The 24,399-nt window shown below is 35.8% G+C and carries 17 protein-coding genes; 3 read left to right on the forward strand and 14 right to left on the reverse strand.

What is annotated here, in order from left to right; all coding sequences use genetic code 11:
* Positions 1–262 precede the first annotated feature (262 nt).
* From KFE94_16840 to KFE94_16880, 9 genes are all read right to left on the reverse strand, one after another.
* Positions 263–1,858 carry a S41 family peptidase gene (locus KFE94_16840; protein ID UTW66295.1) on the reverse strand — a complete coding sequence of 532 codons (1,596 nt, stop codon included), beginning with the start codon at positions 1,856–1,858 and terminating at the stop codon, positions 263–265.
* 63 nt (positions 1,859–1,921) lie between these two features.
* Positions 1,922–3,976: an SPOR domain-containing protein gene (locus tag KFE94_16845; protein ID UTW66296.1), complete on the reverse strand. Its 2,055-nt coding sequence runs from the start codon at positions 3,974–3,976 to the stop codon at positions 1,922–1,924.
* 82 nt (positions 3,977–4,058) lie between these two features.
* Positions 4,059–5,408, reverse strand: coding sequence for a hypothetical protein (locus KFE94_16850; protein UTW66297.1), 1,350 nt, complete (start codon positions 5,406–5,408; stop codon positions 4,059–4,061).
* Between the two features lie 113 nt (positions 5,409–5,521).
* Complete coding sequence (locus KFE94_16855) at positions 5,522–6,235, reverse strand: TIGR00730 family Rossman fold protein (protein ID UTW66298.1); 714 nt, start codon at positions 6,233–6,235, stop codon at positions 5,522–5,524.
* Between the two features lie 3 nt (positions 6,236–6,238).
* A complete protein-coding gene (gene murQ, locus KFE94_16860) occupies positions 6,239–7,045 on the reverse strand; it encodes an N-acetylmuramic acid 6-phosphate etherase (protein ID UTW66299.1) in 807 nt (268 codons plus the stop codon).
* An 84-nt stretch (positions 7,046–7,129) separates the two neighbouring features.
* The gene (locus tag KFE94_16865) at positions 7,130–8,608 is read right to left on the reverse strand and encodes a HAMP domain-containing histidine kinase (GenBank protein ID UTW66300.1); all 1,479 of its coding nucleotides are present in this window, start codon (positions 8,606–8,608) and stop codon (positions 7,130–7,132) included.
* A 7-nt stretch (positions 8,609–8,615) separates the two neighbouring features.
* Entirely contained in the window at positions 8,616–9,107 is a 492-nt protein-coding gene (locus tag KFE94_16870; GenBank protein UTW66301.1) for a GTP-binding protein, read from the reverse strand.
* Positions 9,104–10,804, reverse strand: a complete 1,701-nt coding sequence (locus KFE94_16875; protein ID UTW66302.1) for a hypothetical protein — start codon at positions 10,802–10,804, stop codon at positions 9,104–9,106. Before KFE94_16875 ends, KFE94_16870 begins: the two co-directional genes overlap by 4 nt.
* Positions 10,805–11,368 (reverse strand): hypothetical protein, encoded by a 564-nt coding sequence (locus KFE94_16880; GenBank protein ID UTW66303.1) that lies wholly within the window; start codon positions 11,366–11,368, stop codon positions 10,805–10,807.
* Between the two features lie 236 nt (positions 11,369–11,604).
* Between KFE94_16880 and KFE94_16885 the strand changes: the two genes are divergently transcribed.
* The 3 genes from KFE94_16885 to KFE94_16895 all read left to right on the forward strand — a co-directional run bounded on the left by KFE94_16885 (position 11,605) and on the right by KFE94_16895 (position 14,379).
* On the forward strand, positions 11,605–12,966 hold the full coding sequence (locus tag KFE94_16885; protein ID UTW66304.1) for a hypothetical protein: 1,362 nt from the start codon (positions 11,605–11,607) through the stop codon (positions 12,964–12,966).
* Between the two features lie 78 nt (positions 12,967–13,044).
* Positions 13,045–13,725 (forward strand): hypothetical protein, encoded by a 681-nt coding sequence (locus KFE94_16890; protein UTW66305.1) that lies wholly within the window; start codon positions 13,045–13,047, stop codon positions 13,723–13,725.
* 39 nt (positions 13,726–13,764) lie between these two features.
* On the forward strand, positions 13,765–14,379 hold the full coding sequence (locus KFE94_16895) for a DUF975 family protein (GenBank protein ID UTW66306.1): 615 nt from the start codon (positions 13,765–13,767) through the stop codon (positions 14,377–14,379).
* Positions 14,380–14,455: 76 nt separating this feature from the next.
* On the opposite strand, the gene pruA is transcribed toward KFE94_16895, so the two are convergent.
* From pruA to KFE94_16920, 5 genes are all read right to left on the reverse strand, one after another.
* Complete coding sequence (gene pruA, locus KFE94_16900; GenBank protein ID UTW66307.1) at positions 14,456–16,081, reverse strand: L-glutamate gamma-semialdehyde dehydrogenase; 1,626 nt, start codon at positions 16,079–16,081, stop codon at positions 14,456–14,458.
* A 119-nt stretch (positions 16,082–16,200) separates the two neighbouring features.
* Complete coding sequence (locus KFE94_16905) at positions 16,201–16,785, reverse strand: hypothetical protein (GenBank protein UTW66308.1); 585 nt, start codon at positions 16,783–16,785, stop codon at positions 16,201–16,203.
* Between the two features lie 56 nt (positions 16,786–16,841).
* A complete protein-coding gene (locus tag KFE94_16910) occupies positions 16,842–18,833 on the reverse strand; it encodes a DUF3857 domain-containing protein (protein UTW66309.1) in 1,992 nt (663 codons plus the stop codon).
* Positions 18,805–20,736: a DUF3857 domain-containing protein gene (locus tag KFE94_16915; GenBank protein UTW66310.1), complete on the reverse strand. Its 1,932-nt coding sequence runs from the start codon at positions 20,734–20,736 to the stop codon at positions 18,805–18,807. The genes KFE94_16910 and KFE94_16915 overlap by 29 nt, the downstream gene beginning before the upstream one ends.
* Before the next feature lie 4 nt (positions 20,737–20,740).
* Entirely contained in the window at positions 20,741–24,010 is a 3,270-nt protein-coding gene (locus tag KFE94_16920; GenBank protein UTW66311.1) for a tetratricopeptide repeat protein, read from the reverse strand.
* Positions 24,011–24,399 lie beyond the last annotated feature (389 nt).

The raw sequence follows: 24,399 nt of genomic DNA on the forward strand, positions 1-24,399 counted from the left end.
TTGTTTACCGGTTGACTCGTTGGAGCCGTTGGTTGTGGTAATGGTTGTTGTGCATTTGGCTTGATTTGAGGAGTCGCTGCAATGTTACTTTTACGTTCTGTATTGCGGTGACGTTTACGATCCGGGGTAGAAGAGTTATCCTTCAAAAATGTTCCATAAATAACAGTTGCTGCGATAATGACAAGCAATCCTGTTTGTATGTTTTGAATATTTTCTTTCATTTTCTGATTAATTTTTGAACAAATATAATTGTCTGGAAGTATTATTTATAATCTAATTTTAGGTTCTTGAACGTTTTATCGCTCATAACTCTTAAAGCTTTGTTAAATGCATTGTCATTGGTGTTAATTACACGATAAAACTCTGTTGAAGTCCATAAGTTAGACGCCATCAATGCCTTAAAATTAAGTTTAATTAGATTTTTAGAGTGTGCGATTTGCTCATCATTTCGCTTGACGCCTTTTTCTTCTGCGTAAGCTATGATTTCTTCTAACATTTCATCTGATAATTCAAAACCTTTATCGAAGTCTTCAAAAGTTGGATATTTTGCCAATAATTCAGCTCTGTGTTCATCCAGGTAATCTAAATCATAGGTATATAAAATTCCTTTGCGTACCAAAGCACTGAAATACTCAGAAGTTTCTGTAGTATCTAAAGGTATAAAAATGTCAGGCATGATTCCGCCACCACCATATACGGTGCGTTTTAATTGAAGTGTTTCAAATTTTAAAGAATCTGGGAATTCAATTGAATCAGAATTCATTAATTCTCCATGCTCATATCTTTTATTGATTTCATTGTAGTAATCTTCTTTGCCCTCAGAATAGTCTCTTTGGATAGATCTGCCAGAAGGCGTATAGTAACGAGAGATCGTTAGTCTAATCGCAGAACCATCAGTTAACTGAAATGGTTTCTGAACCAGACCTTTTCCGAAAGATTTACGACCAATAACTAATCCACGATCCCAATCTTGTACCGCACCAGTTACAATCTCACTGGCTGAAGCAGAACCTTCATCAATTAAGACTACCAATTTTCCTTTTTCAAAGTTTCCTAGAGTAGTGGAATTATAATCTTCTCTTGGAAATGCTTTTCCTTTGGTATATACCACTAATTTTCCGGCTTCCAGGAAATTGTCGGCTAATTGAATGGCTGTTCTTAAGTATCCTCCGCTATTTCCCCGTAAATCCAGAATTAGATTTTCCATACCTAGTTTCTGTAATGAATCTATTGCTGTACCCACTTCAGTCATACTTTGAGCGGCAAAACGATTCAATTTGATATAACCAGTTTTTGGTGTAGCTAAATAAGCTGCATCCATACTATAAATTGGAATCTTGTCTCTGGTGATTTCAAAATCTAATAATTCAGATTCGCCTTTACGCGCAATACCCACAGTTACTTTTGTGCCTTTTTTTCCACGTAGGTGATCTGCAACATCTTTATTGGTAAAGCCTACTCCGGCAACTACTTTATCATCAATTTCAATGATTTTATCCCCCGCACGGATTCCTAATTTTTCCGATGGACCACCGGCAATAGGAGATACCACTGTGATCGTATCATGTAGAATATTAAACTGAATTCCAACGCCTTCAAAATTACCTTCTAAAGGTTCATTCATTCTTTGAAGATCTTTCTTAGAAATATATACCGAATGGGGATCTAAGTCTTTGAGTACCGCCTTAATCGCATCTTCAGTTAGTTTTTCAGTATCCACAGTATCCACGTATGCTAACTGTACATATCGCATAAACGTTTCTAACTTTTTTATTTGATCCTGATCTACTTTTTGACCAAAGGTCATCCCTGATAAAACGAGGAGTAGGGCGAGTGTGGTGTATTTTATTTTATTCATTTTTATTTAAAAAATAAGCCCACTATAAAATAGTGGGCTGTCCATTCATTGTAAAATAATTAATTACTTATTGAGCATCTTTCTGGCCTGACCTGCAGAGATCAATTTACCATAGTAAACTGCTACAACATAACATCCTTCAAATCCTTTGTCTAATAATTCTTTCTTATAAGTTGAAGCTTCTTCATAAGTAGAGAACGCACCAGCAACATATCTGATATACTTGTCTTTACCTTTCATTTGCTCCACATTTCCTAATTCCATGTATCTCTCTAACACATCAGTTGGAATTTGACTTCTATAAGAGCCTAATTGAACTTTAAATTTCAAGTTTGCTTTTTGATCTTCCGTTAATGGTTGAGTCGAAGTGATACCTGCACTTTGTGATTTGTTCAATTGAATTGTTCCGATGTTATTTAATGAAACACGGTTACCATCTTTAAATGCTACCACAAAGGCTCCTTTAAATCCATTGGTCAAAATATCAATCTTAGATTTAGCAGCATCACTATACGAAGCGTATGATCCTGTGAAGTATCTGATATAACCATCATCCGAACTTACTTTGATCAATTCCGGTAAATCTTCAAATATCTTTTCATCAGCAGCTCTGGTGAATGCGCCTACCTGAACACGGTAAATGATTTCTCCATTTTCAGAATCGTCTCCTTCCCATTGTTTTGCTTCAAATTCAGGTTTTACACCAGTAATAGTTTTTACCTCTTTTTTATGATCATTCACACTTACGATGTCAGTAGGAGTGATGCCATCTTTAACCAATTGGTTCTGTCTCGCTTCAGCTTCTTCTTTTGTATCGTAAGAACCTACTGTTACGACAACTTTACCATCAGCTTCATGTGTATTTACGTCTTCAACACTTAGAATGTCATTTACTAAATCTGCTGGGATTTCACCTTCAAATTCGCCAATAGCCACAGAATACTTTGTTTTGTTTACGTTTCGATTACGCTTTACTTTACTTGCAATAACCTGCATGGTATAGCCTTCAGCGGTGATAGGAGAGTAGTTACCCGTAGTATCATAGTATTTTTCGTAGTATAAGTCTACATCAGAGGAAGTAATAGTTACTCCAACAGAATCTACCTGTGCCCCAGGAGCTGAATCTAATTCATCATCATTAAAGTTTGGTACTCCGTCTTTATCACCATCCACAGGACATCCTTTTTCGTCAACTTCAGCACCGAATGGTGTTCCTAAACATTCATCTTCCCAATCTATGACACCGTCATTATCTTCATCTGCATTAGGATCAATGTCAATGAAATCATCGTAGGCATCATATCCGCCACCATCTTTGTCAAATCTGGTGAAATTGTAACTTAAAGAAACAGAGGTGTATAAAAGGTTATCCATTTTAGCATCTCCTTTAAAGTTACCTGAGTTTTCATCAATACCATCTAATAAGTCGGTCATGGTAAAATGATAAGTCATAGCTGCACGGAAAGCCCATTTGTCATTTAAATCTAATTTGGCTCCAACAGTTACAGGAAATGCTAAAGAATACGTGTTGTAATCATCCAGATCATACATCGGAGAAGTCTTGATATCCGTTTCATAGTAATAATCTCTATGAATTCTTACTGCATCCTCTGCATTTGGAGATGACTCGGGAAGGTCACGAATAGAGCCATCACTCCAGTAATGATATGCTACATTGTCTTTACTTAAAAGATCGGTTTTAGAACTAAAACTGATCATCTCAATCCCAACACCCAAAATAGGTTCTAAAGTTCTATCTGGTTTTAGGAAATTACCAAAGTTGTAGTTTAAGCCAAATCCACCACCAAACATTGTGGTTTCAAAGTTTAGATTTCTCTCAATTGATCTTTCATTCGCAGAAATCTGACCACCCCAGGCATTAATTTTAAATTCTAAAAAGTAATTGATAGGTTGTCTGAAAGAAATATCAAATGCCATTCGACTAACCAGGGGAGAAGAAATGGTGTTATTATTATTCAGTTCTCCAAAATAAGAAAGCGTACCCACACCAATAGCTATAGTAGGAGGAGTACGTTCAGCTGAAGTAGAATCCGATTGCGCTATCAACGCGCTAGGGATCAAACTAATAAGAATAATAAATGTAAGTAATCTTTTCAATGAAATTGTATTCGTTATACACTTACTAATGATAATCGGCTAAATTAATCATTATTCATTGATAATGAAAATAAGACAGAACTTAGTTGATCCATTTCTGGTCGGTAATCATCAGTGCTTCTTGTACTGTAATTCTTTCACCATTGTTATATGCAACAACAAATGGTCCTCTAAAAGTATAATTTGCTTTATAATCCTCTCTTTTATCACGTGCCTGACGATAGGTATTGTAACCACCAGTTAAATATTTCATCCAACCTTCGTGAGAATCCATGTGTACGTTATCATAGAAATTAAACCTTTTCGGAAAGTAACTTTCAATATCCACAGATTTATGGGAAGCCATAACCTGAACTTTAAATACCACCCCGTTTTCTGGTGATGGCGTGGATGTTACAGGGATTTCTTTTGGTTTAGGTGTGCTCGTTTTTTCTTCAACTACTTTTTCGATTTTTTCAGGTTTTGTAGTCTCTTCTTTTATTTCTTCTTTAGATTGCGGAGTTTCTTCTTCCACAAAATCAACAGGATCAGTTGTAGTCACTGGTACTGTAGCTACAGCTTCGGTGACTTCTGTTTCAGAACCGGAGTTGTTATCTGCCAATTCTGGAGTTTCGATGTCTACAAAATCAATAGCTCCGGGATTGGATATTTGAATTTTTCTGGACTCTCCATCATGTATAAAGGCAAATTCACCGGCTAAATCACTGATTTTCTTACTTGAAGCGTTAGATAAATCAATGAAATAAGAAACGGACAAATCGTTTTGATCTTCAGGGAAATTCATCCAAACGAACTTCACTTTGGTATCTAACATAGAGAACACCGCGTCTTGAGATTGGTCTGGTTTGATATCTGAATTCGATGGTACAATATCCTGAATCTTTGCAAATCCCGAAACATTAGAGTAGTGGATGTCTAAAGTGATCTTATACAAGTCATTTGATACATTCTTAATATTTCTGGTCACGCTTACTTCGGCTTCAGGGATTTCTTCTACGATGATTTCTTCTTTACCCATTTTCACGGTACGTGTAGGTAAATCTACCGTCATGCGTTGATTTTCATCTAAATAAGAGAATGTTCCGGCTACGGGTACTTCTTTGATGTTAGGATCAGTAACGATTACCTTATATTGTATATCAAATACGCGAGCTTCCGGAAGAGTCATCCAAACGAACTTGGCTTTTCGATCTTCGAAGTTGAATTTAGCAACCCCTGATTCTACATTTTCAGCTTTCACACCTTCTGGAAGTAAAACCTGAAATTTGGCATATCCCGTAATGGTACTTTTATCGATAGTAACCGTTACTAGAAATTCATTTCCCTCTTCAACACGATCCGGTAGAGATTGGTCCACTGTAACATCTTCCAAAAGGAAGTTGAAAAAAATGAGCGCGAGTAGATTGAATGAAAAAGCCAATATTTTGAACATAATCTAAATGGTTGATGTATGCTAACAAATCTACCAGATGACTATGCTGTATTGGCTTTTACCGTTTCATAATTACAAACAGAACCGTGTTAATAAGGTAAACCGCGTAAAACCTAGAAATTAGGCGATAACAAGTAGTCGTTGTAGAATTTGTCAATTTCGGCTACGGCTTCTTCCGGAGTATCGACTACTTTAAAAATGAACATATCTTTTTCAGATATGGTAGCTTCTTGTTCTAATAACGAATTGCGAATCCAATCTACCATTCCGCTCCAGAATTTCTTGCCTACCAAAATAATAGGGAAGGTGCCGATTTTTTTGGTTTGAATTAAAGTGATCGCTTCGAAAAACTCATCTAGGGTTCCAAACCCACCTGGCAATACCACAAACCCCTGTGCGTATTTGACAAACATCAGTTTACGAATAAAGAAATAATCAAAATTGATCAGTTTATCCTGATCAATATAAGGGTTGTGCGATTGCTCATGTGGCAGATCGATATTTAGACCTACCGATGGGCCTGCACCTTCAATCGCTCCTTTATTTGCAGCTTCCATGATTCCAGGACCACCACCGGTAATGACACCATATCCTTTATTGGTCAGTTGAAATGCAATTTGCTCTGCTTTTTTATAATTTTCATTGTCGCTTTCGGTACGCGCAGATCCAAATATGGATACGCAGGGTCCAATTTTACTTAGTTTTTCAAATCCTTCAACGATTTCGGACATCATTTTAAATACTTGCCAGGAATCATTGGTTTTGATTTCATTCCACGTTTTATGATTAAGTACTGATTTTAAATGTTTTTTATTGTTTTCGGTCATAATTTATGAGTTTTGAGAGGCAATGGCTTTACGGACACTGCCATGTTTTAAAAGTAGATTTTCAGCTGTTTGGTAGTCTATATTTAACGCATTTTGAACCATCAATGTTCCACGGTCAACGAGTTTGTTGTTACTTAATTGCATGTCCACCATACGATTTCCTTTCACACGACCCAATTGAATCATAATCGTAGTGGAGATCATGTTTAATGCCAGTTTTTGCGAGGTCCCCGATTTCATACGGGTACTTCCGGTAACAAACTCCGGTCCAACTTCAATTTCAATAGGAAATTTTGCTTCCTGGCTAACAGGAGAATTTGGATTGTTTGTAATTCCTCCGGTTAGGATACCAACGTCATTACATTTTTTTAAAGCACCAACCACGTATGGCGTAGTTCCTGATGCTGCTATGCCAATAACGGTATCTTTGGTGTTGATATTATATGCTTCTAAATCTTTGAAGCCTCCATCAATACTGTCTTCAGCAAATTCAACAGCTTTACGGATTGCAGAATCTCCACCGGCAATAATGCCAATAACCATTTCATGATCGACTCCAAAAGTAGGAGGACACTCTGATGCATCCACAACTCCTAAACGCCCACTGGTACCTGCCCCAATATAAAATAGACGTCCTCCTTCACGCATTCTGGGTACAATTTCCTGAATCAGGGCACTGATTTGAGGTATAGATTTTTGTACGGCTAATGCAACTTTTTGATCTTCCTGATTGATGCCTTGCAATAATTCATCAACGGATAATTCGTCCAGATTTTTATGTAATGATTCCTGTTCCGTAATACGCTTCATAAAGCAATTTTAATAATTGTTCTATGAAATTAAATATAATAAACGAAAGACTTATTCAATATTTAACGTGTATAGAATAAAAGTTTATCGGGGAAGCGTAATGGATACGGTGGTACCTTTTCGAACAACAGACTCAATATTGATGGTTGCATTGTGCATATCAACAATTCGTTTCACCACCGTAAGACCTATTCCAGTACCTTTTTCTCCTTTAGTTCCTTTTCGACTTTGTTTTTTACTATAGTCAAAAATTGTACTTTGAATCTTCTTGGTAATACCAACTCCTTCATCAATGATCTGTATGGTTAAACTTGATGGAGTAGTGACCGTTTGGATTTTAATCGTTTGCCCTTCGTTTGAGAATTTAATAGCGTTATTTATGATGTTATGTAACGCGTTTTTAAAAAATGCCTGATCAACTTGTATCAAAATACTCTCTGGAAAATTAAGAACAAGATCCAGGTTTTTATTTTCTAATTTTTCATGAAACAGTGACTTTAAGTTCACACATATATCATGTAATGACACTTCGGATATGTCCAGTTCAATGTTACCAAAATGGACATTAGACCAGTCATACAGACGATTTACATAATCGTTTAAATCTCCCAGACCTTTATACATCATATTGAAAATCTCTGCCTGATCCGGTTTGAAGTTTTTCATGAATTCTTCCTTTCTTTTCAGGTAGTTCATTAACGAATATGCACCTCCTAATGGACCTTTGATATCGTGAGAGAAAATTGAAATGAACTGTTCTCTATGTTTAAATAGTTTGCGTAGGCTTTTTTCAGTTTTAATCAGTTCCTGATGTTTTAGATACATCTCACGTGCCATCTGAACATTTTTATGTTTATCCGGAAATCTCTCGGAAATGTTTTCAATAAAGATGAAGTTCCGTTCATCAGTACGTATTGCAGTGGCTTGTAAAATAAATTCTTCTGTATTGTCTTCGTTATAAACACTCCACATTCCAGATAAGAGTTTGCCGTCTTTTCCGGAATTAAATAACTGCTGTGTGTCTGGCATGAAAATTTCCAAAAACGGAAACAATTCCTCCAGATTAAATATGGGACTGCTATAATTGTAATGCGGAAATATAACCTGAAACCAATGCGGGATATTTCCATTTAAAACAAATCCTTTATCCGTTTTTTCGAAGTGCATAAAACCCAGTGTATCGAATACGTTGCTGGATAAAATCGCTTTATCTGTTTTCATTACCAATTGATCAATAAGTTCTTTTTGATTGTGCTTTTGGATGGTTTGTTCCCATAACAATGCTTCCTTAGGTTGTTTGTAAAAACTAATAGAAACTTCTTTTAAATTGTTTTGAAGGATAATGTTTCCTTTAAAACCTTCAAAAGCCATGTCTTTTAATACGAGTTCTTTTTGCGTCATTGGAAACAATCCAAAAAGAAATGGAAATATATCGTCTATACAGTTTCCTTTTTCAATTTTAAAGTTAAATGTATCTGAAAAAACATTTTTCGACCCCAAAACCCTTCCACAAGGTTCCGTAATGATTGTAGTGATTTTATTTACGTTATCGGAATCGGTCATTTTTCAATTATATGATAGAATTTGCCAAGGCAATAAAGGTCTCATCAACCTGAGCACCAGTTTTAGCAGAGGTTTGAACAACTTTCCAGCCCATTTCTTCAATAGTTTCAATATCTTTTGGGTTGAGCTCCCAGGAATCTTTTAAATCTGATTTATTGATCATTAAAATAAACTCTTTGGCACCCACCGTTTTAAAAACAAGATTTTTCAAATCCATGGCTACTTTGAGCGTTTCTTTACGCGTTCCGTCCACTACCAATAAAAAGCCTGAAACTCCTGTGAGATATGAGGGACGTACATGTTGATAATCATCTTCACCATTTATATCCCAAATAATTAAACGTACATTTTTTCCATCTATGATCAGGTCTTTTTGATCTGTTTTGACCCCAATAGTGGTGTGGTATTTATCTGAAAAAATGCTTTTAACATACTTTTCAACCAAGCTGGTCTTTCCAACAGCAAAAGCACCCAGGATACATATTTTCTTTTTTATCATTTATTGGTGTTTATTGGCGTAAAATTCATTTTTCGTGGACTGAGAACCACCTGATTTGTATCAATTTCTAATTGGATCAAATGCTCTGCTATACCTTGAGATATCAGATATCTGGAAACAGAACGTAATCTCTTTTTTGCGAATTGTAGATTACCTGATTTGGAACCGGAATTATCTGGGGCAATCTGTACGCTTAAGTAGGAGGTAGGTGTATACTTTTGATAGTTGTTGAATTGAGAAACAATATGTTGTAGTAACACTTTATTCTCAGGTACCAAATACGAAACGCCAAATGAAAACTCGATGAATTGTTTTTTGAAATCTGATTCAATGGCCCGGATACTATCTGCACTGGTATTTGTGAGTTGATATAGATTAAAGTGCACAGGATATTCCTGTTGGTCAATAAATTCTTTGGTTTCAGAGATCCAATGATCAGGTGCTTTACCTGAAATAAATATAGTATCTCCAACCAGTTTTGTTTGAACAGAGTGAATGGGAGTGATTTTCTTTAGAATACGTTGGTAACTATAAATAGGGTCCATACTAAAATACGGAGTCCATTTATAATCTATTTGTGTGCTATCTATCTGGTATTTTAGTGCTAATCTCCCAAAGTTATTGATTAAAACATCTTTCATTCCCTTGACGTAATATCGCCCTGATTCATTACCCTGTTCTAAAATGACCACACTAGGAATCGCTTTTAATTCATTGATGAACCCGTTCCATCTATATTGATCCCGAATGGAGAAAAAACTCCAGACACCAATAATAAACGCTAAAACGGAAGCTAAAACAATCACTTTGGTATGATTAATAGGTTTTTCTTCTGATTGATGCGAGATAATACAATTCTTTAGATAAGGTATTAACGGGATGGCGGCATCAGAATCTCCTTCAAAATCATTTAATACATGCGCATATTTACCATGAATATCTTCTAAATTGGTTTTAAATAATTCACGGGTAGATTCTTGAGGTGTACCTTCGATTACTACAGCCAGATAGGCGAGTGGCCCATTTTCAATCCAAACATTAAAGTCGTTTAACTTAATGGTGTCTAGTGTGTCGTTGGTTTGGATATGTTCTGAAAAAGAGTCTTTTACAAAATCCTGAACCGCAGTAAGCATAGAGGAAACCATGTCTGCATCATCGAATTTAAAATCTTTGGCATAGACTTCCTGAATCAATAGACCTGTAGATTTATGGATTAGGAAAACACTATTGATTTTGTATTTCACTCCTTTTAAGAGGATGATTTCAGCATATGATTTATCTGAAAATAAAGCTTCAACTCTCCACAGGATTCTTTCAAAGGAGAATTTTTTTTCCAGAGTTTGATTCAGTGATTGAATCATTTCTCGAAAAGTGTCCGCAATGGATTTTCGAATAGCTGCTCCCATTACAGGAAACAAGGCATCTGCCAGTGTTTTCGGATTATTTTGAACACTGGTAAAAATAGCTTCTTCAATTACAGGCAATAAACGTTCTCCTAGCGGTTCATTGAACTGAATACTTTTAAGCACAGCGTTAGGTAAAATACGTCCGATTTCCTCAGTAAAAGCATCACGGTTTTTCAACCATGACTGAAGTACCCGGAGTTCATTCGGATTTAAGCCCAGAATTAACTCTCTTAGTTCATCTAACGATTTATTTTGGTTGTGCGGGACAATATTTTCACTGTCCTGTGACATCTATTTTTTGTCTTCTAAAACATTAGGTGATTCATTCTCTCCAGCAATGTTATACGCTAAATCTGTCAACATCATGGCTAAAGAAGAACGATCTACTTTGTTGTTTTGTAGCTCGTTACTGCTGTTATCTAAACGGTTGATTAATGATTTGTTAAGCTCAGTCATTTGATCACTCATTGTGTTGCTGAGACTAAGTAGTTGTTGGTTATTAGCTGAGAAATTGTCTGCAGTAGATGCTTTGAATTTCTTAAATGATTCTTCTAACGATTCAATATCAGAAAGAATACGCTTATCGGATTTTTTGCGTGCATCTTCTTCTTCAATGAGTTTCTCATTCAAAATTTTGATTTCGTTTTTGAAGTACGCTTCTAACGATGCCATTTTCTTATCTGCTTCAGCTTTGTTTTCAGCTACAGATAAAGCCAGTTTGGTTTCTAATTTTTCAAATCTCTTTTCATACTCGTTCATGTTATTCCCAAATAGAATATCACGAATTTTGGAGATGTTTTCAATTTCGTTTGGCGCTTTTTCAAGATGATCGATATCTATTTTCTTTTTTGACATGATGATGTTTTAAATAGAATGTAAAAAATAATAAATATACGGTCAAAAATACAATTAATATATTAGCTTATGATTCGAAAACCCTTTGAATCTATGGAGTTTTGTTATGAATCATCTTAAAGCTGATGTGAAAACCGAATTTGTTGATGTATCATTTTGAGAATTATTATAGAATAAATGCAACTGTTAACTATCGGAGTAGGTCTATCGAATGATAAACCGAATAAATAACATAGATGAACAAACTGAACCTATTCATACTGCTAAGTTTATTTTTTAACTCAATATCTGCACAGGAAACAAGCTATATAGCTATTTCAAAGGCTAAAGAGGATATTAATTTTATGATCAAAACCATAGAAAGCGTTCATTACGATGCTTATTTTAAAACAGATTCTAATGATTTTATAAGGTTTAAAGATTCCATTTTGAAGGATTGGACTCAGGACTCCGTTTCATATAAGAAATTTGTCCTGGCTGGAATGCAGCTTTCTGCGTTAATGAGTGGAGGGCATACAGCATTAAGTTGGAAGAATCGAGCTTTATTTACGGAGTTGAGAGCATTTGAGTATTTGCCATTTACCGGTAAGTTAGATGATTCCGGAAATTTTATGATCACCAGATCGGCTACCGATGAAGTAAATTCAGAAATGGAGATTACGCATATTAATGGAGAATCTGTTGAAGATTTATACCGTGAAGCGATGACCTGTGAAGGTGGGATTCATGCATTTAAAAATGCTTATTGTGAACCCATTTTCCCTTTGTATTTGTTTTTCACAGAGCGTGTTCAGGCCCCATATCGTTTGATTTTAAAGAATGGAAAAGAAGTTGTTTTGAGTAAAGGCTTAGATCTTAAAGAATTCCAAAAATTTGCCAATGAGAGCACAGTGGAAGAGAAGTATACCTTTGAGATATTGGCGGATAATATTGGATATCTATCTTATAATCAGTGTGCAGACCTTAAAGCTTTTAAGCGTTTTTTGAATAAAACGTTTACAATGATCCAAAAGAATGGGGTGGATAAACTAATCATAGATATTCGCGAAAATGGTGGAGGAAACTCTGAGTTGAATGATTGGTTGTTAAATTATATTACCCGAAAACCATACCAGCAAGCATATGGTAGATATTGGAAAGTAAGTAAGGAAGTACAGGATAAAATAAAAAATGAAAAACTTTGGGCAGGTTTTCTGGATCAGGAGTTTTTTGACCGATACCTTGGTAGTCCGAATCAATCGGTAATCAAAGAATTTGATGATGAAATGACGCAACCTGATTCTAACGAGCTTTATTTTAATGGAACCGTATGTATGTTAATTGGTCCCAAGACATTTTCAAGTGCGAATTACCTGGCTGATGCAGTGAAAACCTATGAAATATGTACATTAATTGGGATGCCTACAGGGGAGTATACCAACGATTTTGGTGAACAAATCACTTTTAAATTGCCCAATTCAGGTTCTTATTTATTTGTAAGTTCCACGTATGATATTGGCGCAAATAAAAATTTTGAAATCATGTCTCCCGTATACCCGGATATTCAGGTGGAAGATGATCCTAAGGCTTATGCAGTAAAATGGCTGCTAGATCATTAAAATCGAGAATAAGTGGTAAGAATTAGTCGTAATAGAATGTGAAGAATTATCTTAGTTCGCTCGTTCTAATCTATACTAATGAGAAATTATATCATTCTACTATTCTTATTTGTAACCGTATCTATTTGGGCGCAGGATACCAACATAGTTAATATAGATTCTGTTACTTTGACCGGAACGTTAAATTCCAAGACTACCAGCATTGTTTTTGAAAATGTAATGTATGATGGAAAGCCCGTTTCTGGAACAATTAAACCAAATATAGCGGTCAGTAAATATCATATTGATATTAGCGGAAAAACAAATCAGCTATCCGGGGTGGTTTACATTAGAGATTATAAAAGAGCTTTAGACCTTTCTTATGGTGGCCAATCTATTAAAGGAGAAATCAAACAAGCTGTAGCGAGTGGTGCGCGTAAATGGAATGTGGAATTTTTGAATGAAACTATTCAGGGTGCAGTAGTTTATAATGCTGCGGGAACCAAAGCTACTTTTGACTTGTCTTCCAGGTCATATAACGTAAGCGGACAGATCAAAAGAAAGGTGGGAGCGGTAATATATAATTTGACCATAAATGAAAAATCAGTCAAAGGAGTCATCAAAGAAGGAGTAGTAGGGAAGGAATATTACAATTTGGTTCTGGACCATTTAAGCGAGAATGAGTTGGTTTTGTTTTTCACAATTGAGTCCATGAGAGTTATTGAAGAAGATTTAGAGTCGATAGAAGACTTTCAAAATGGTGACGATGACCACCTATAGAGTTACAAGGTTGAATAGAAATAAATTAATACCAGGAATATGACACAAAATGCTGAATTAATGAGAATAGCCCGTAGATCATTAGACGGGAAATGGGTTTTGGCTGTGGGAACACACCTCATATTTATTATTATTTCCGCAGCTCTACAGGGGTTGACATCATACTTTGAAGCAGCGGGTTTGCTTTATTTAATCACATCCGGACCGTTGGCATTGGGCTTAAGCATTTTTGCGCTTAATATTTATAAAGATGAAGATGCGGGTGTAGAGAATTTATTTGAGGGGTTTCAAAATTTCGTGAATTCGGCAGCTGCATATCTGCTAATGACACTGTTTATTATTTTATGGTCTTTGTTGTTAATAATACCTGGGATTATAGCGAGCATCTCTTATTCTCAAACTATGTTTATTATGGCTGATGATCCGAATATTGGTCCTATGGACGCTATTGATAAGAGTAAGGAAATGATGTATGGCTACAAAATGAAATACTTCAGAATGATGTTACGTCTTTTAGGTTTGGGGTTGTTATGTATTCTGACATTAGGAATTGGTTTTTTCTTTTTAATCCCTTACGCTCAGGTATTAATGGCTGCATTTTATCAAGACCTTAAAGGTGAAACACAAGAAGAAGAGGCTACCTTGTATGAGTAGATTCGAATTATTAAAGCATAAAAAAATCCCTCTTCAGTAATTTGAAGAGGGATTTTTATTTTAACGAATATCTATTTTATCCTAAGAAAGGATATCTGTAATCTGTCGGAGTTACAAATGTTTCTTTAATCAATCGAGGAGATACCCAACGAATCAAGTTCAATTCAGAACCTGCTTTATCATTTGTACCAGAACCACGTGCTCCACCAAACGGTTGTTGTCCTACAACTGCTCCGGTTGGTTTATCATTGATATAGAAGTTACCAGCTGCATCTACTAATTTTTTAGTAGCCAATTCTGCAGCATATCTATCTTGAGAGAAGATTGCACCGGTTAACGCATATTCTGAAGTTTCGTTTACTAAATCCAAAGTAGCTTCGAAATCATTTTCATCATATACATAGATCGTGATCACAGGGCCAAAGATTTCTTCACACATTGTTCTGAACTTTGGATTGCTAGTCACTACAACAGTTGGTTCAATAAAGTATCCTTTTGATTTATCATAGTTTCCACCGACTAAGATCTCCGCATCGTCTTGCGCTTTGATGTAATCAATGTAAGATGCAATTTTATCAAATGCACGCTCATCAATCACTGCATTGATGAAGTTATTGGTATCTTCTGGTGAGCCCATTGTGAAAGAATTCACATCTGCGATGACGCTATTTTTTACATCTTCCCATAAGTTAGTTGGGATATATGCTCTTGAAGCCGCAGAACATTTTTGTCCCTGGAATTCAAATGCACCACGAGAAATTCCTGTTGCTACTTGCTGTGCATGAGCAGATTTATGTGCTACGATAAAATCTTTACCACCAGTTTCTCCAACAATTCTTGGATAAGAACGGTAAGTATTAATATTCATACCAATGGTTTTCCATAAATGTTGGAAAACGCCAGTAGAACCCGTAAAGTGTAATCCTGCAAAATCTTTATGGTTAAAGATCACATCACCAGCGTCTGGTCCATCTACAGTAATCATATTGATCACTCCATCCGGAAGTCCAGCTTCTTTGAATAACTCCATAATCACCTGCGCAGAGTACACTTGAGTGTCAGATGGTTTCCATACTACAGTATTACCCATCATAGCTGCTGATGCCGGTAAGTTCCCTGCGATAGAAGTGAAGTTAAATGGAGAGATTGCGAATACAAATCCTTCTAGCGGTCTGTACTCCACACGGTTCCACATTCCCGGAGCAGATTCAGGTTGTTTTCCGTATATATCTACCATATACTGAACGTTGAATCTTAAGAAATCAATAAATTCACATGCTGCATCAATTTCAGCTTGCATCACATTTTTGGATTGTGCCAACATAGTAGCCGCATTCATTTTATCTCTGAATGGTCCAGCCAATAATTCAGCAGCTTTTAGGAAAATAGAAGCACGATGTTCCCAACTTAATTCTGCCCATTGTTTCTTTGCTTTTAACGCAGCGTCAATAGCAGCTTCAACATGAGATTTGTCTCCATAACTAAATGATCCGATCACATGTTGGTGATCATGTGGAGGAGCAATCGTTTTCTTATTATCAGTAGTAATCTGTTGATCTCCAATATACATTGGCACATCTACATGACTGTTATATAATTTTTTATATTCTTTCAATAAAGAATCGCGTTCTGCACTCCCTGGAGCATAAGCTTTTACCGGCTCATTCTTTGGGATCGGTACATTAAAAATTCCTTTTGGCATATCTGATGTATTAACTAATTAAACACTTGTTTTTGCGGTTGCGAATGTACGACATTTCAACTATGATTAACAGTGACCTAAGTCCTATTTTTTAGGGGAATAAATGTGTTATTGAAGTTTTAATGAAACTTAGAGTTTTTCCATGCTTCCATCATCTTTTTTCCTAGTTCAGCATCTGAATACATGATGTTTACGGCTAATTCCTGATCATCAAAAAGATGACTAAACATATGTGTGGTTAATTTCATTCCATTCGGGAAATTCATCACCACATTAAATTGTTGAAATTCCAGTCCATCAATCATTAAAGTAGTAGAGTTGGAATCCAATGGAATATCTGGCATTTGCGCCATAAAAGTTTCATAGATAACCAGATTTACCTGTTTACAAGATGTCACGTAATCTCCATCAATTTCCGGGTTAAAAGGTTGAAAATTGGAATCGAAGTAATTGGTTTCATCTTTTTTGAAGACAAATATGGTTTGCGCTATGTTATCTATTTCCTGATCAAAAGTACTTTCAATCGCTTCAGTACCCTTTTCTTGCATTTTCGTCCATTCTTCTTCAGTTTCTTTTTCGAATCCATCCGGTAAATGAATGGTCCAGTTAAACTGTTCGTTATGATATACTTCATTTTCGGTTGTGGGTTTGGATTCACAACTTATGAAAAAGAGTAGTGGCAGGATATAGAAGAAATTCCGCATGATTTGTAATTATAAAAAAGGTGATTCATATTTTGAATCACCTTTCGTTTGTTGTTTTATTTAGCTTCTTCCAGGTAGATAACAATCTTATTAAAGTCGGCTGCGGCATTGATTACTTTTCTGTAATCTTCGTATTGTTCCACAGGGTAGTGGATTTTGTGATAACGTTCATCACATGTCACCGTTAGAATATTCCCATCAATCGTATATGAACTGATGAAATCTGCGTAAACCGTTCCATCTTTTTCTTTGGCTTCTACAGTCATATTTAAAGTTTCCAGATTGGTTAAAGTATAACCATCAGGTATTTCGAATTTGATTACACGGTGGTAGTTTTTTCTAAAGCCCATATCCACAGGAAGTTTTCTAGCTTCACCTTCTTGATACATTTCTGCTTGTGGACCAATAAATAACCCCAGTTTGATCAGGTATTTATCTTTTACCGAAACGATGTATTTATCGATAGTGAATTTTCCTTTCATTACTAATGGGTCTACACCATAATGCTTGTAACCCGTGTTATCGGCACTTACTTCTTGAAGTTCCATGTCTTCATCTACCCATTTGATTAAAGTTTCCTTTAATTCAACTTCTTCATCCGGGCCAATTAGTCCAAAATAGGGCTGTGTTCCCGAAACGTTATAACCAGTTGCAGATGTAGTTAGGTCAAACTCTAGCGTAGAGAAATCATCCGCTACTTTTACCATCATATCCATGTCGCTATGTGAAGCTTCAGCGTCCGGTGCATTTACAGGCTTGATCTTGGATGTTGCAGAAATGACTTCTCCAACCACTACTTTATTGAAGAACACACCGTAATTATCTTGATAATCATAGTCTACCAAACCTAATGTACTGAATTTCTCTTCCATATCCATATACTTTTTGATTCCAGGGAAGTACATTAAATATTTTTGTAAGAAATTGTAACTCTCAAACTTTTGATCAAATGCAATGTTTTTACGGTTTGAGGTCATGGCAAATTGATACTTAATATCATATTGATCACATGCCAAAGCCATAAACTTCATAAAACCAGGAGAGTTGGATACTTTGTTTTTGTATACAAAAGCCAAATCTTCTAACTCAGGAGCACTTGCCTGAAAGATGCTGAAATGGGTCTTGTAATAATATTCCAAACCACGGATTTTATCTTCTTCCGAAGATGCAGGGTCAATTGCCGCCTCTTTAAGCATCTTCTTCATGGTTTTTAAATCGTTTTTAGTTCCCACACTGTAAGCTGAAACCAGATTCTTACCCACATTGCTATAACTTACAATACTAGAATTATTGTTGGCGGTATTTTCGCCAAGTTTATAGACCACAGCCATTCTATTCGGAAAGTTATAGGCCTGATCTTCTTTAGTGAACTTTGGAATGTATTCAAAAGACTTAGTTAAGTGTTGGTGTTCTTCATCAAAAGAATCTTCATCCAAATCTCCAAAACCATTGTAACTTCTGGTATCAAAGACCAAATGTTCAGGTGATATCAAATCAAACTGGTAATCAAAAACCGGAGCTAATTCTTGTGCTACTTTTCTTCGACCGTTATACTTTGGAGATGTTTTAATCACGTAGAAGTATTCAAGAAAAGACCCTTTTTCGATTCCCTTAAGTGCAAAGTAATGGGCAACGTTATCATCTTCGTCTTTAACCTCAAGTACATCATCTTTTTCAAGAAGTGTTTCTTTTCCATCCGGATTGATTACACGTGCTTTGGTTAATACAACTTCGGTTCCTTTGCCCATTGGGACATAAACCTTATTGTTTTCATCAATACTTTCATCAGAGTTTACCCAAATGATTTCGTGTAATACTTCTAATTGAATGAAATTATCACCTTCAAACCCAAATTCAACAATTTGATGTTTCTTAAAATAGATTTGAGGTTCTTCCTTTAATGAATCAGGAATATTGAACGTAGGCATTTGTAAATCCCAATCGTATTCAGCATTGACAAAATCATCCTGAGCTTGAACGGAAAGGGCAGAGGCTAGAAATAATACGGGTAGAATATTTCTAGTTAGTTTTTTTAAGGATAACAACATTTTTCTGTGATTTATTGATGATATTAACGCTTTTATTCCAAAGTTGTACGTCTGAAACAGCGTAGTTTAATTTCTTTTTGTTTGAGGTCATGGTGTAGATCACTTGATTTCCTACCACTTTATAGCTGGAATGGAAAGCGATCAAATCATTTTCAATGTCAATAGGCTCAGGAACATAATCCAATGTATATCCATCAGGAATCGTGAATACCACAACACTATTGAACAAAGCGATGTATTTGAACTGGAATGGTGTTTCCCGATCTTTTTTAAGCTTGTCTCCACTAAAATAGTTGGTCAGATTTAAGTTGACATAAGTTTCATTCTCATTGGTCATCGCATAGTCACCAATGGTAAAATCGTAAGAAACCTCCATTGGGCGGTTATCCGGGTATGGATATTTTTCTACGAAATTCTCAGGAAGGAATTTATTATTTCCTTTCACTAAATAGCTTTTTAAGAATTTTGATTTTTCGTCTTCGGTTAAATCTTCCAGTTTGTATTCTAAATTTTGCTTGTAATAGCCTCCAAACCTACTTATTGCATTTCCGGTGAAAACACCGTCTTTAATGGTTGCAAAAACGGAATCGGTTAATAAGTTCGTTTCAGGATCAACCACCGGAACGGTATGAAGTTCGAATTTTCCTTTTTCTAAGCGAATTAAAGCCTGTTTTCCCTGAATAAAACTGCTTGGTAGCCCAAACGGCATATAACGCCCGGTTGCATCCATGAAGTAGTAATTTCCATCTTTATCAATGTAGGTGGCAATCATATGATTGTCTACCGATGGAGTAGGTACTTCGTCATATGTAAATGGAATAGCATTGGTTCCAATCCAGGTCAAATGCGCCTGAATTCCTGCATATTTCAATAAATGCGTGATGGTACTTGACATGTCCTTACAGTCTCCGAATCTATTGGTACAGACAGATTTTGCTGACCTCGGAATAAATCCGCCTAAACCTTCTTCGTATGCCACGTATTTGATGTTTTCCTGAGTCCATTCAAATACACGTTTTACACGGTCTAAATCACTTGTGCTGCCATCAATAATAGAATCTACAATAGATTGAATCATTGGGTTGTCAGTGTCAGAGTTTAAGGTGTCAATCAAAGTTTCATACCAATTGAATAAGTCACCTACATCTCTAAAAACATTTTTGGTTTCACCATTACTGTCATAAGATTTTACTCTTGGTAATACCTGAGGCGTAAAGTATGTAGGGTTTGGTGCCCATTTTTCACTTTTGATCACCGGAGCATCTTTGACAATCCACTCATAGATGATTTTTCCTTTTTCTTCACGTTTTTGATAAGAAACAAAATCTCGATCTATTTGATACTGTGTAAAACCCATTTCAACTCCAGGATCAACAATTACACGATAAATCTGATGTTCAACCGGAAAAGAACCTTGTAGAAAACCACGACCTAAAAAATGCGGATCTGTGATGTTACGTCTATAGCTAAGCTCAGATTGCGCACCCATTTGAAGCCCCTGGTAAGCAAACTTGATAATCTTTGAGTCATCATGAAATACACCGGATTCCAGGTCATCAGATTCCGTAAATTCTTTTGTCTTGATTTTTTTGTACTTCGTACCATTTGGGACAAAAGTGGAAGCTTCTAAATCCTGATAGTTACTGAAACTAGAGAAAGACAATTGTCTTTCTCTAAATAGTCCAGCATCTTTAGTGAGATATTGTCTTTTGGTATAATAGGTTTCATAGATGACCAATTCTCCTTTTTGATTTTCAATATGCAGTTCTTCAATATCCTGAAGAACGACCATTTGAACTCCAGGATATTTTGCCTGATATTTTTTTAAATCAACCTCCGGCTGCGCAAAGACAGCAATGGATACAAAGAAGATCGCTAGGGTAGAGCAAATATGTTTTCTCATATATTTATTTTGATATTAACGCACCGTCAAAGTACTCCAAAGTTTTGGTCACTTTTCCAGCGGTGTTGTAAAACTTTGTTAAACCATGAAGGTTGTCCAAAACGTACGTTTCTGTTTTCTCTAAAGTTCCGTCTTTCCTGTAGTATTTCATAGTTCCCTGAACATCATCATCAGTGTAAGGAGTTTCTGTTTTAACCTTACCATTATCCCAATACGTATATTTGGTTCCCTGAATCACATCAGCTTCATAAGGTGTCACTTCAAATTCTTTACCATTTTCATAATAAGCTTTGTATGTGCCATAGAAATTTCCATTTTTCATAGTGAACTCACGTGATACTTTACCATTTGGGAAATATGATTTACACTCACAAGTTTCATTCGTGATGGGAATCATTTCCACAGGTTTTCCGTCTTTACCATTGTAGGAATAAGATACAATCTTACCATAGAAATACTTACGGATGTGTTGTAAAACACCGTTTCCATCATAATAATATGCTAAGCCGTTTTCAACACCGTGTTCGAAGTTCTTTTCGGTATCTTTTTTACCGTTGTCATGATACCAAACTCTTTTACCATGTAAATCACCATATGCATATGTTTCTTCTAGTAATTTCTTGCCATTATCATGGTAATAAATCCAATCACCATCTTTGTCTCCGTGGATATATTTCCCTTTACTCTTTAACTGACCATTGGAATAGTATGTTTCCCAAACTCCGGTTTCATTACCATTCCAGTAGTTTCCTTTCACACTTATCTGACCATTTCCATAGTAAGACGAAGATGGACCATGAGTGATTTTTGCTTTTCTATGGAACTTACGCAATGCAACTCCTGTAAAGTATTCCGGGGCATATAACGATGAATCAGGAGTAATGGTCACTTTCTGATAAGAAGCACCAGTCGTGTCGAATAATTCAAAAGCTGTATTTACACCATCTTTGTAATAATCGATGAAGTCCAGAGAGCCATCTACGTTGAAGTATTTTTGTGGGCCATTTAACTCACCTTTAATGTAGAATAATTCAGAAGATACTGTACCGTCTGATAAATAAGAAATCCATTGACCTTCTTCTAAGTCATCAATGTAGTTTCCTTGCATCGCAACTTGTCCGTGTTTGTAGTATTGTACATATAAACCGTTTGCCAATCCGTCTACATATTTAGTTGTAGAATATTTTTTACCGTTGGAGTAGAAGGATTTCGATTTTCCGTTGATTTCTCCATTGGCATAAGATGATTCTGAACTTAGTACACCGTTTTTATCATAGAATTTCCAGATTCCATTTTTCCCGATATCACCTGGTTGGTATACGCCAACCGCTTTTTGCGTGCCGTCAGAGTAGAAGTTCTCAAATAAGAACTCGCCACCTTTTTTCTTAGCTTCTTTAAGTAGTGTGCCATCTCTATGATAGATTTTGTATGCAACCAAATCACCTTTTTTAAAGATCAATACCATATTGAGATTACCTTCATCATCATATTCTTTATACTCTCCGTTTTTCTTTCCGTCTTCATCGAAGTTTTCTTCAGAAGATAAAGAACCATTAGGGTTATATTCTTTCAGTGTGTTGATCACAATACCATCTTTATATTCACCTTCGGAAGCCAGTGTCCCATCCGGATACCATTTTTTGATGATTCCGTTTAACTCACCGTTTAAGTAGTTTAGCTCCGCACTTTTTTGTCCATTTCTGTAGTATTCGTACGCTTTGCCTGATCTTTTCCCATTTTCGAAGTTAACTTCCTGAGAAAGCGTGCCATCATCGTAGAATTCTTTGAATTCACCTTCCAATTCTTCATTTTCATAGTTTACCGCGTAACGAAGAATTCCAATTGGGTAATAATATGTGGCCGGACCGGTCATTTCACCATTAGTATAAGTCACCTTGTTTTGAAGGGTTCCTGTGTTGTTGTATGCGATGGCTTCACCTTCGGCTTTACCATCTTTATAGAAATCTAATGATTTTAAGGTTCCATTTTTATAGAATGAAGAGTCGTAACCTTCCAGATTTCCTTCCTTATACATTTCTACTCCTGATTTAGCACCATTACTATAGTAGTATAACCATGAGCCTTCACGTTCTCCTTCATCATCAAAATGTCCAACAGCATTTAACTTACCAGAAGAGTAGTAGTAATGGAATCTTCCAACAGGCTCACCATCTTTTACTTTTCCAATAGCCTCTACTGAAGAGCTACCCGCCCAGAAATAACGTACATCCTGAACTTTCCCGTCAAACATTTCTGTATGGTCAGAGTGCATTTCCTGCCACATTGGTCCAGCATAATCAGGGAATTCCTGGATTTTTTTGATGTTTTTAGTCAATACTTTTACAATAGCCGGAGCTGTAGAGCTTTGAAGAGAGTAATAGATATAGTCATTGAACTTGTCACTTGACATGATTTTTAAGAAGAAAGGCACATAGTAAGTATCCCAAAATCCATCTCCCAATTCACGACTTTGCAGTTGTTGAAACAACAAATAGTTCTGTTTTACGAAAGGTAGAGTAAGCTTGTTAGGTGTTTTATACTTTTTATCTAACGCAGCCTTAGAAAGAATAATTTCATCTATGGTGCTGTAATCATCTGTTGACAATTTAATGTTCTTTGGAGATGAATCATACGCATCATTTAAGTAATCATTGTATTCTGCTAAAAACTCCAGGTTTCCACTTGCATTAATCAATAAGAAAGAGTTGTAACATAACATCGCTTTTGTATACTCTCCTTCTTCCTTAGCAATTTCTGCCAATTTATAATGCGACTGATAATGGAATGGATTTAAACGAACTGAGTTTTGGTAGTCGTCAGCAGCTTCCTGCCACTTTTCCATTTTTTCGTACGTCAATGCACGGTTGTAATACAATCTGTAATAAGTGGAGTATGTCTCAATTGCTTCGGTATAAGTTTCAATAGCTTTTTCAGACTGATCCATCTCATCATAAGCATTTCCAAGAAGGTTATAAAATTCAAAAGCATTGTAGTTGTCTTCTTTAAGTTCTTTCAAACATAGGTCAACTGATTTTTGATAATCTTCCATAGCATAATAGGTTAATGCAATTTCATACTGTGCTCTATGATAATTCGTATCACCTTCGTGTACACGTTCATAGTACTTCAAAGCTGATTTGTAATTCTCTTTGTCGTGGGCTTTGTTACCCTTTTCAATAGCATCGCCAGAAGCCATATATACGAGTTTTGACTGAGAGTACGTGTTTAGAGCAATGATGGAAAGAAATCCAACCAAGAGTGTCTTAAAATTCATGGATGTTAAATTTAATATGGAGTTGTCGGTCAATAATAAAGAATTAAAACGAGTTTTTCTTTATAAATTTAGATTGATTCTAAAAACTAATCCACACAAATCGGACGTGGATTCAACTTATTTTAATTACTGTAAACACCTGATTTAATTGGTTAATAATCATTTTGAAAAGAGGTAAAGTAATAGAAGGTTCGAATTATGAGAAATTGTTAATAACCTCAATTTTCAAGATAGAATGTACACCCATATTTGATGTTTGAATGTGAAAAAATGCACATGAAATTATCATACAATAGGGTAGGGCAGATGTTTAATAAGTGTAGTTGTTAAAAAGTTATTTAGGTCCTTTTTTTAGGAGAAGAGATTAGTATGAGAATATAGAGAGTGGT

Source organism: bacterium SCSIO 12643 (assembly GCA_024398135.1).
In the GTDB taxonomy this organism is placed as follows: domain Bacteria; phylum Bacteroidota; class Bacteroidia; order Flavobacteriales_G; family Salibacteraceae; genus CAJXZP01.

Excerpts from the sequence above, each read along its gene's own strand:
- murQ (UTW66299.1), bottom strand. The coding sequence starts at position 7,045 with ATGAAGCGTATTACGGAACAGGAATCATTACATAAAAATCTGGACGAA.
- KFE94_16920 (UTW66311.1), bottom strand. The coding sequence starts at position 24,010 with ATGAATTTTAAGACACTCTTGGTTGGATTTCTTTCCATCATTGCTCTA.
- KFE94_16895 (UTW66306.1), top strand. The coding sequence starts at position 13,765 with ATGACACAAAATGCTGAATTAATGAGAATAGCCCGTAGATCATTAGAC.
- KFE94_16905 (UTW66308.1), bottom strand. The coding sequence starts at position 16,785 with ATGCGGAATTTCTTCTATATCCTGCCACTACTCTTTTTCATAAGTTGT.
- KFE94_16875 (UTW66302.1), bottom strand. The coding sequence starts at position 10,804 with ATGTCACAGGACAGTGAAAATATTGTCCCGCACAACCAAAATAAATCG.
- KFE94_16880 (UTW66303.1), bottom strand. The coding sequence starts at position 11,368 with ATGTCAAAAAAGAAAATAGATATCGATCATCTTGAAAAAGCGCCAAAC.
- KFE94_16850 (UTW66297.1), bottom strand. The coding sequence starts at position 5,408 with ATGTTCAAAATATTGGCTTTTTCATTCAATCTACTCGCGCTCATTTTT.
- pruA (UTW66307.1), bottom strand. The coding sequence starts at position 16,081 with ATGCCAAAAGGAATTTTTAATGTACCGATCCCAAAGAATGAGCCGGTA.
- KFE94_16870 (UTW66301.1), bottom strand. The coding sequence starts at position 9,107 with ATGATAAAAAAGAAAATATGTATCCTGGGTGCTTTTGCTGTTGGAAAG.
- KFE94_16865 (UTW66300.1), bottom strand. The coding sequence starts at position 8,608 with ATGACCGATTCCGATAACGTAAATAAAATCACTACAATCATTACGGAA.
- KFE94_16910 (UTW66309.1), bottom strand. The coding sequence starts at position 18,833 with ATGTTGTTATCCTTAAAAAAACTAACTAGAAATATTCTACCCGTATTA.
- KFE94_16840 (UTW66295.1), bottom strand. The coding sequence starts at position 1,858 with ATGAATAAAATAAAATACACCACACTCGCCCTACTCCTCGTTTTATCA.
- KFE94_16885 (UTW66304.1), top strand. The coding sequence starts at position 11,605 with ATGAACAAACTGAACCTATTCATACTGCTAAGTTTATTTTTTAACTCA.
- KFE94_16855 (UTW66298.1), bottom strand. The coding sequence starts at position 6,235 with ATGACCGAAAACAATAAAAAACATTTAAAATCAGTACTTAATCATAAA.
- KFE94_16915 (UTW66310.1), bottom strand. The coding sequence starts at position 20,736 with ATGAGAAAACATATTTGCTCTACCCTAGCGATCTTCTTTGTATCCATT.
- KFE94_16890 (UTW66305.1), top strand. The coding sequence starts at position 13,045 with ATGAGAAATTATATCATTCTACTATTCTTATTTGTAACCGTATCTATT.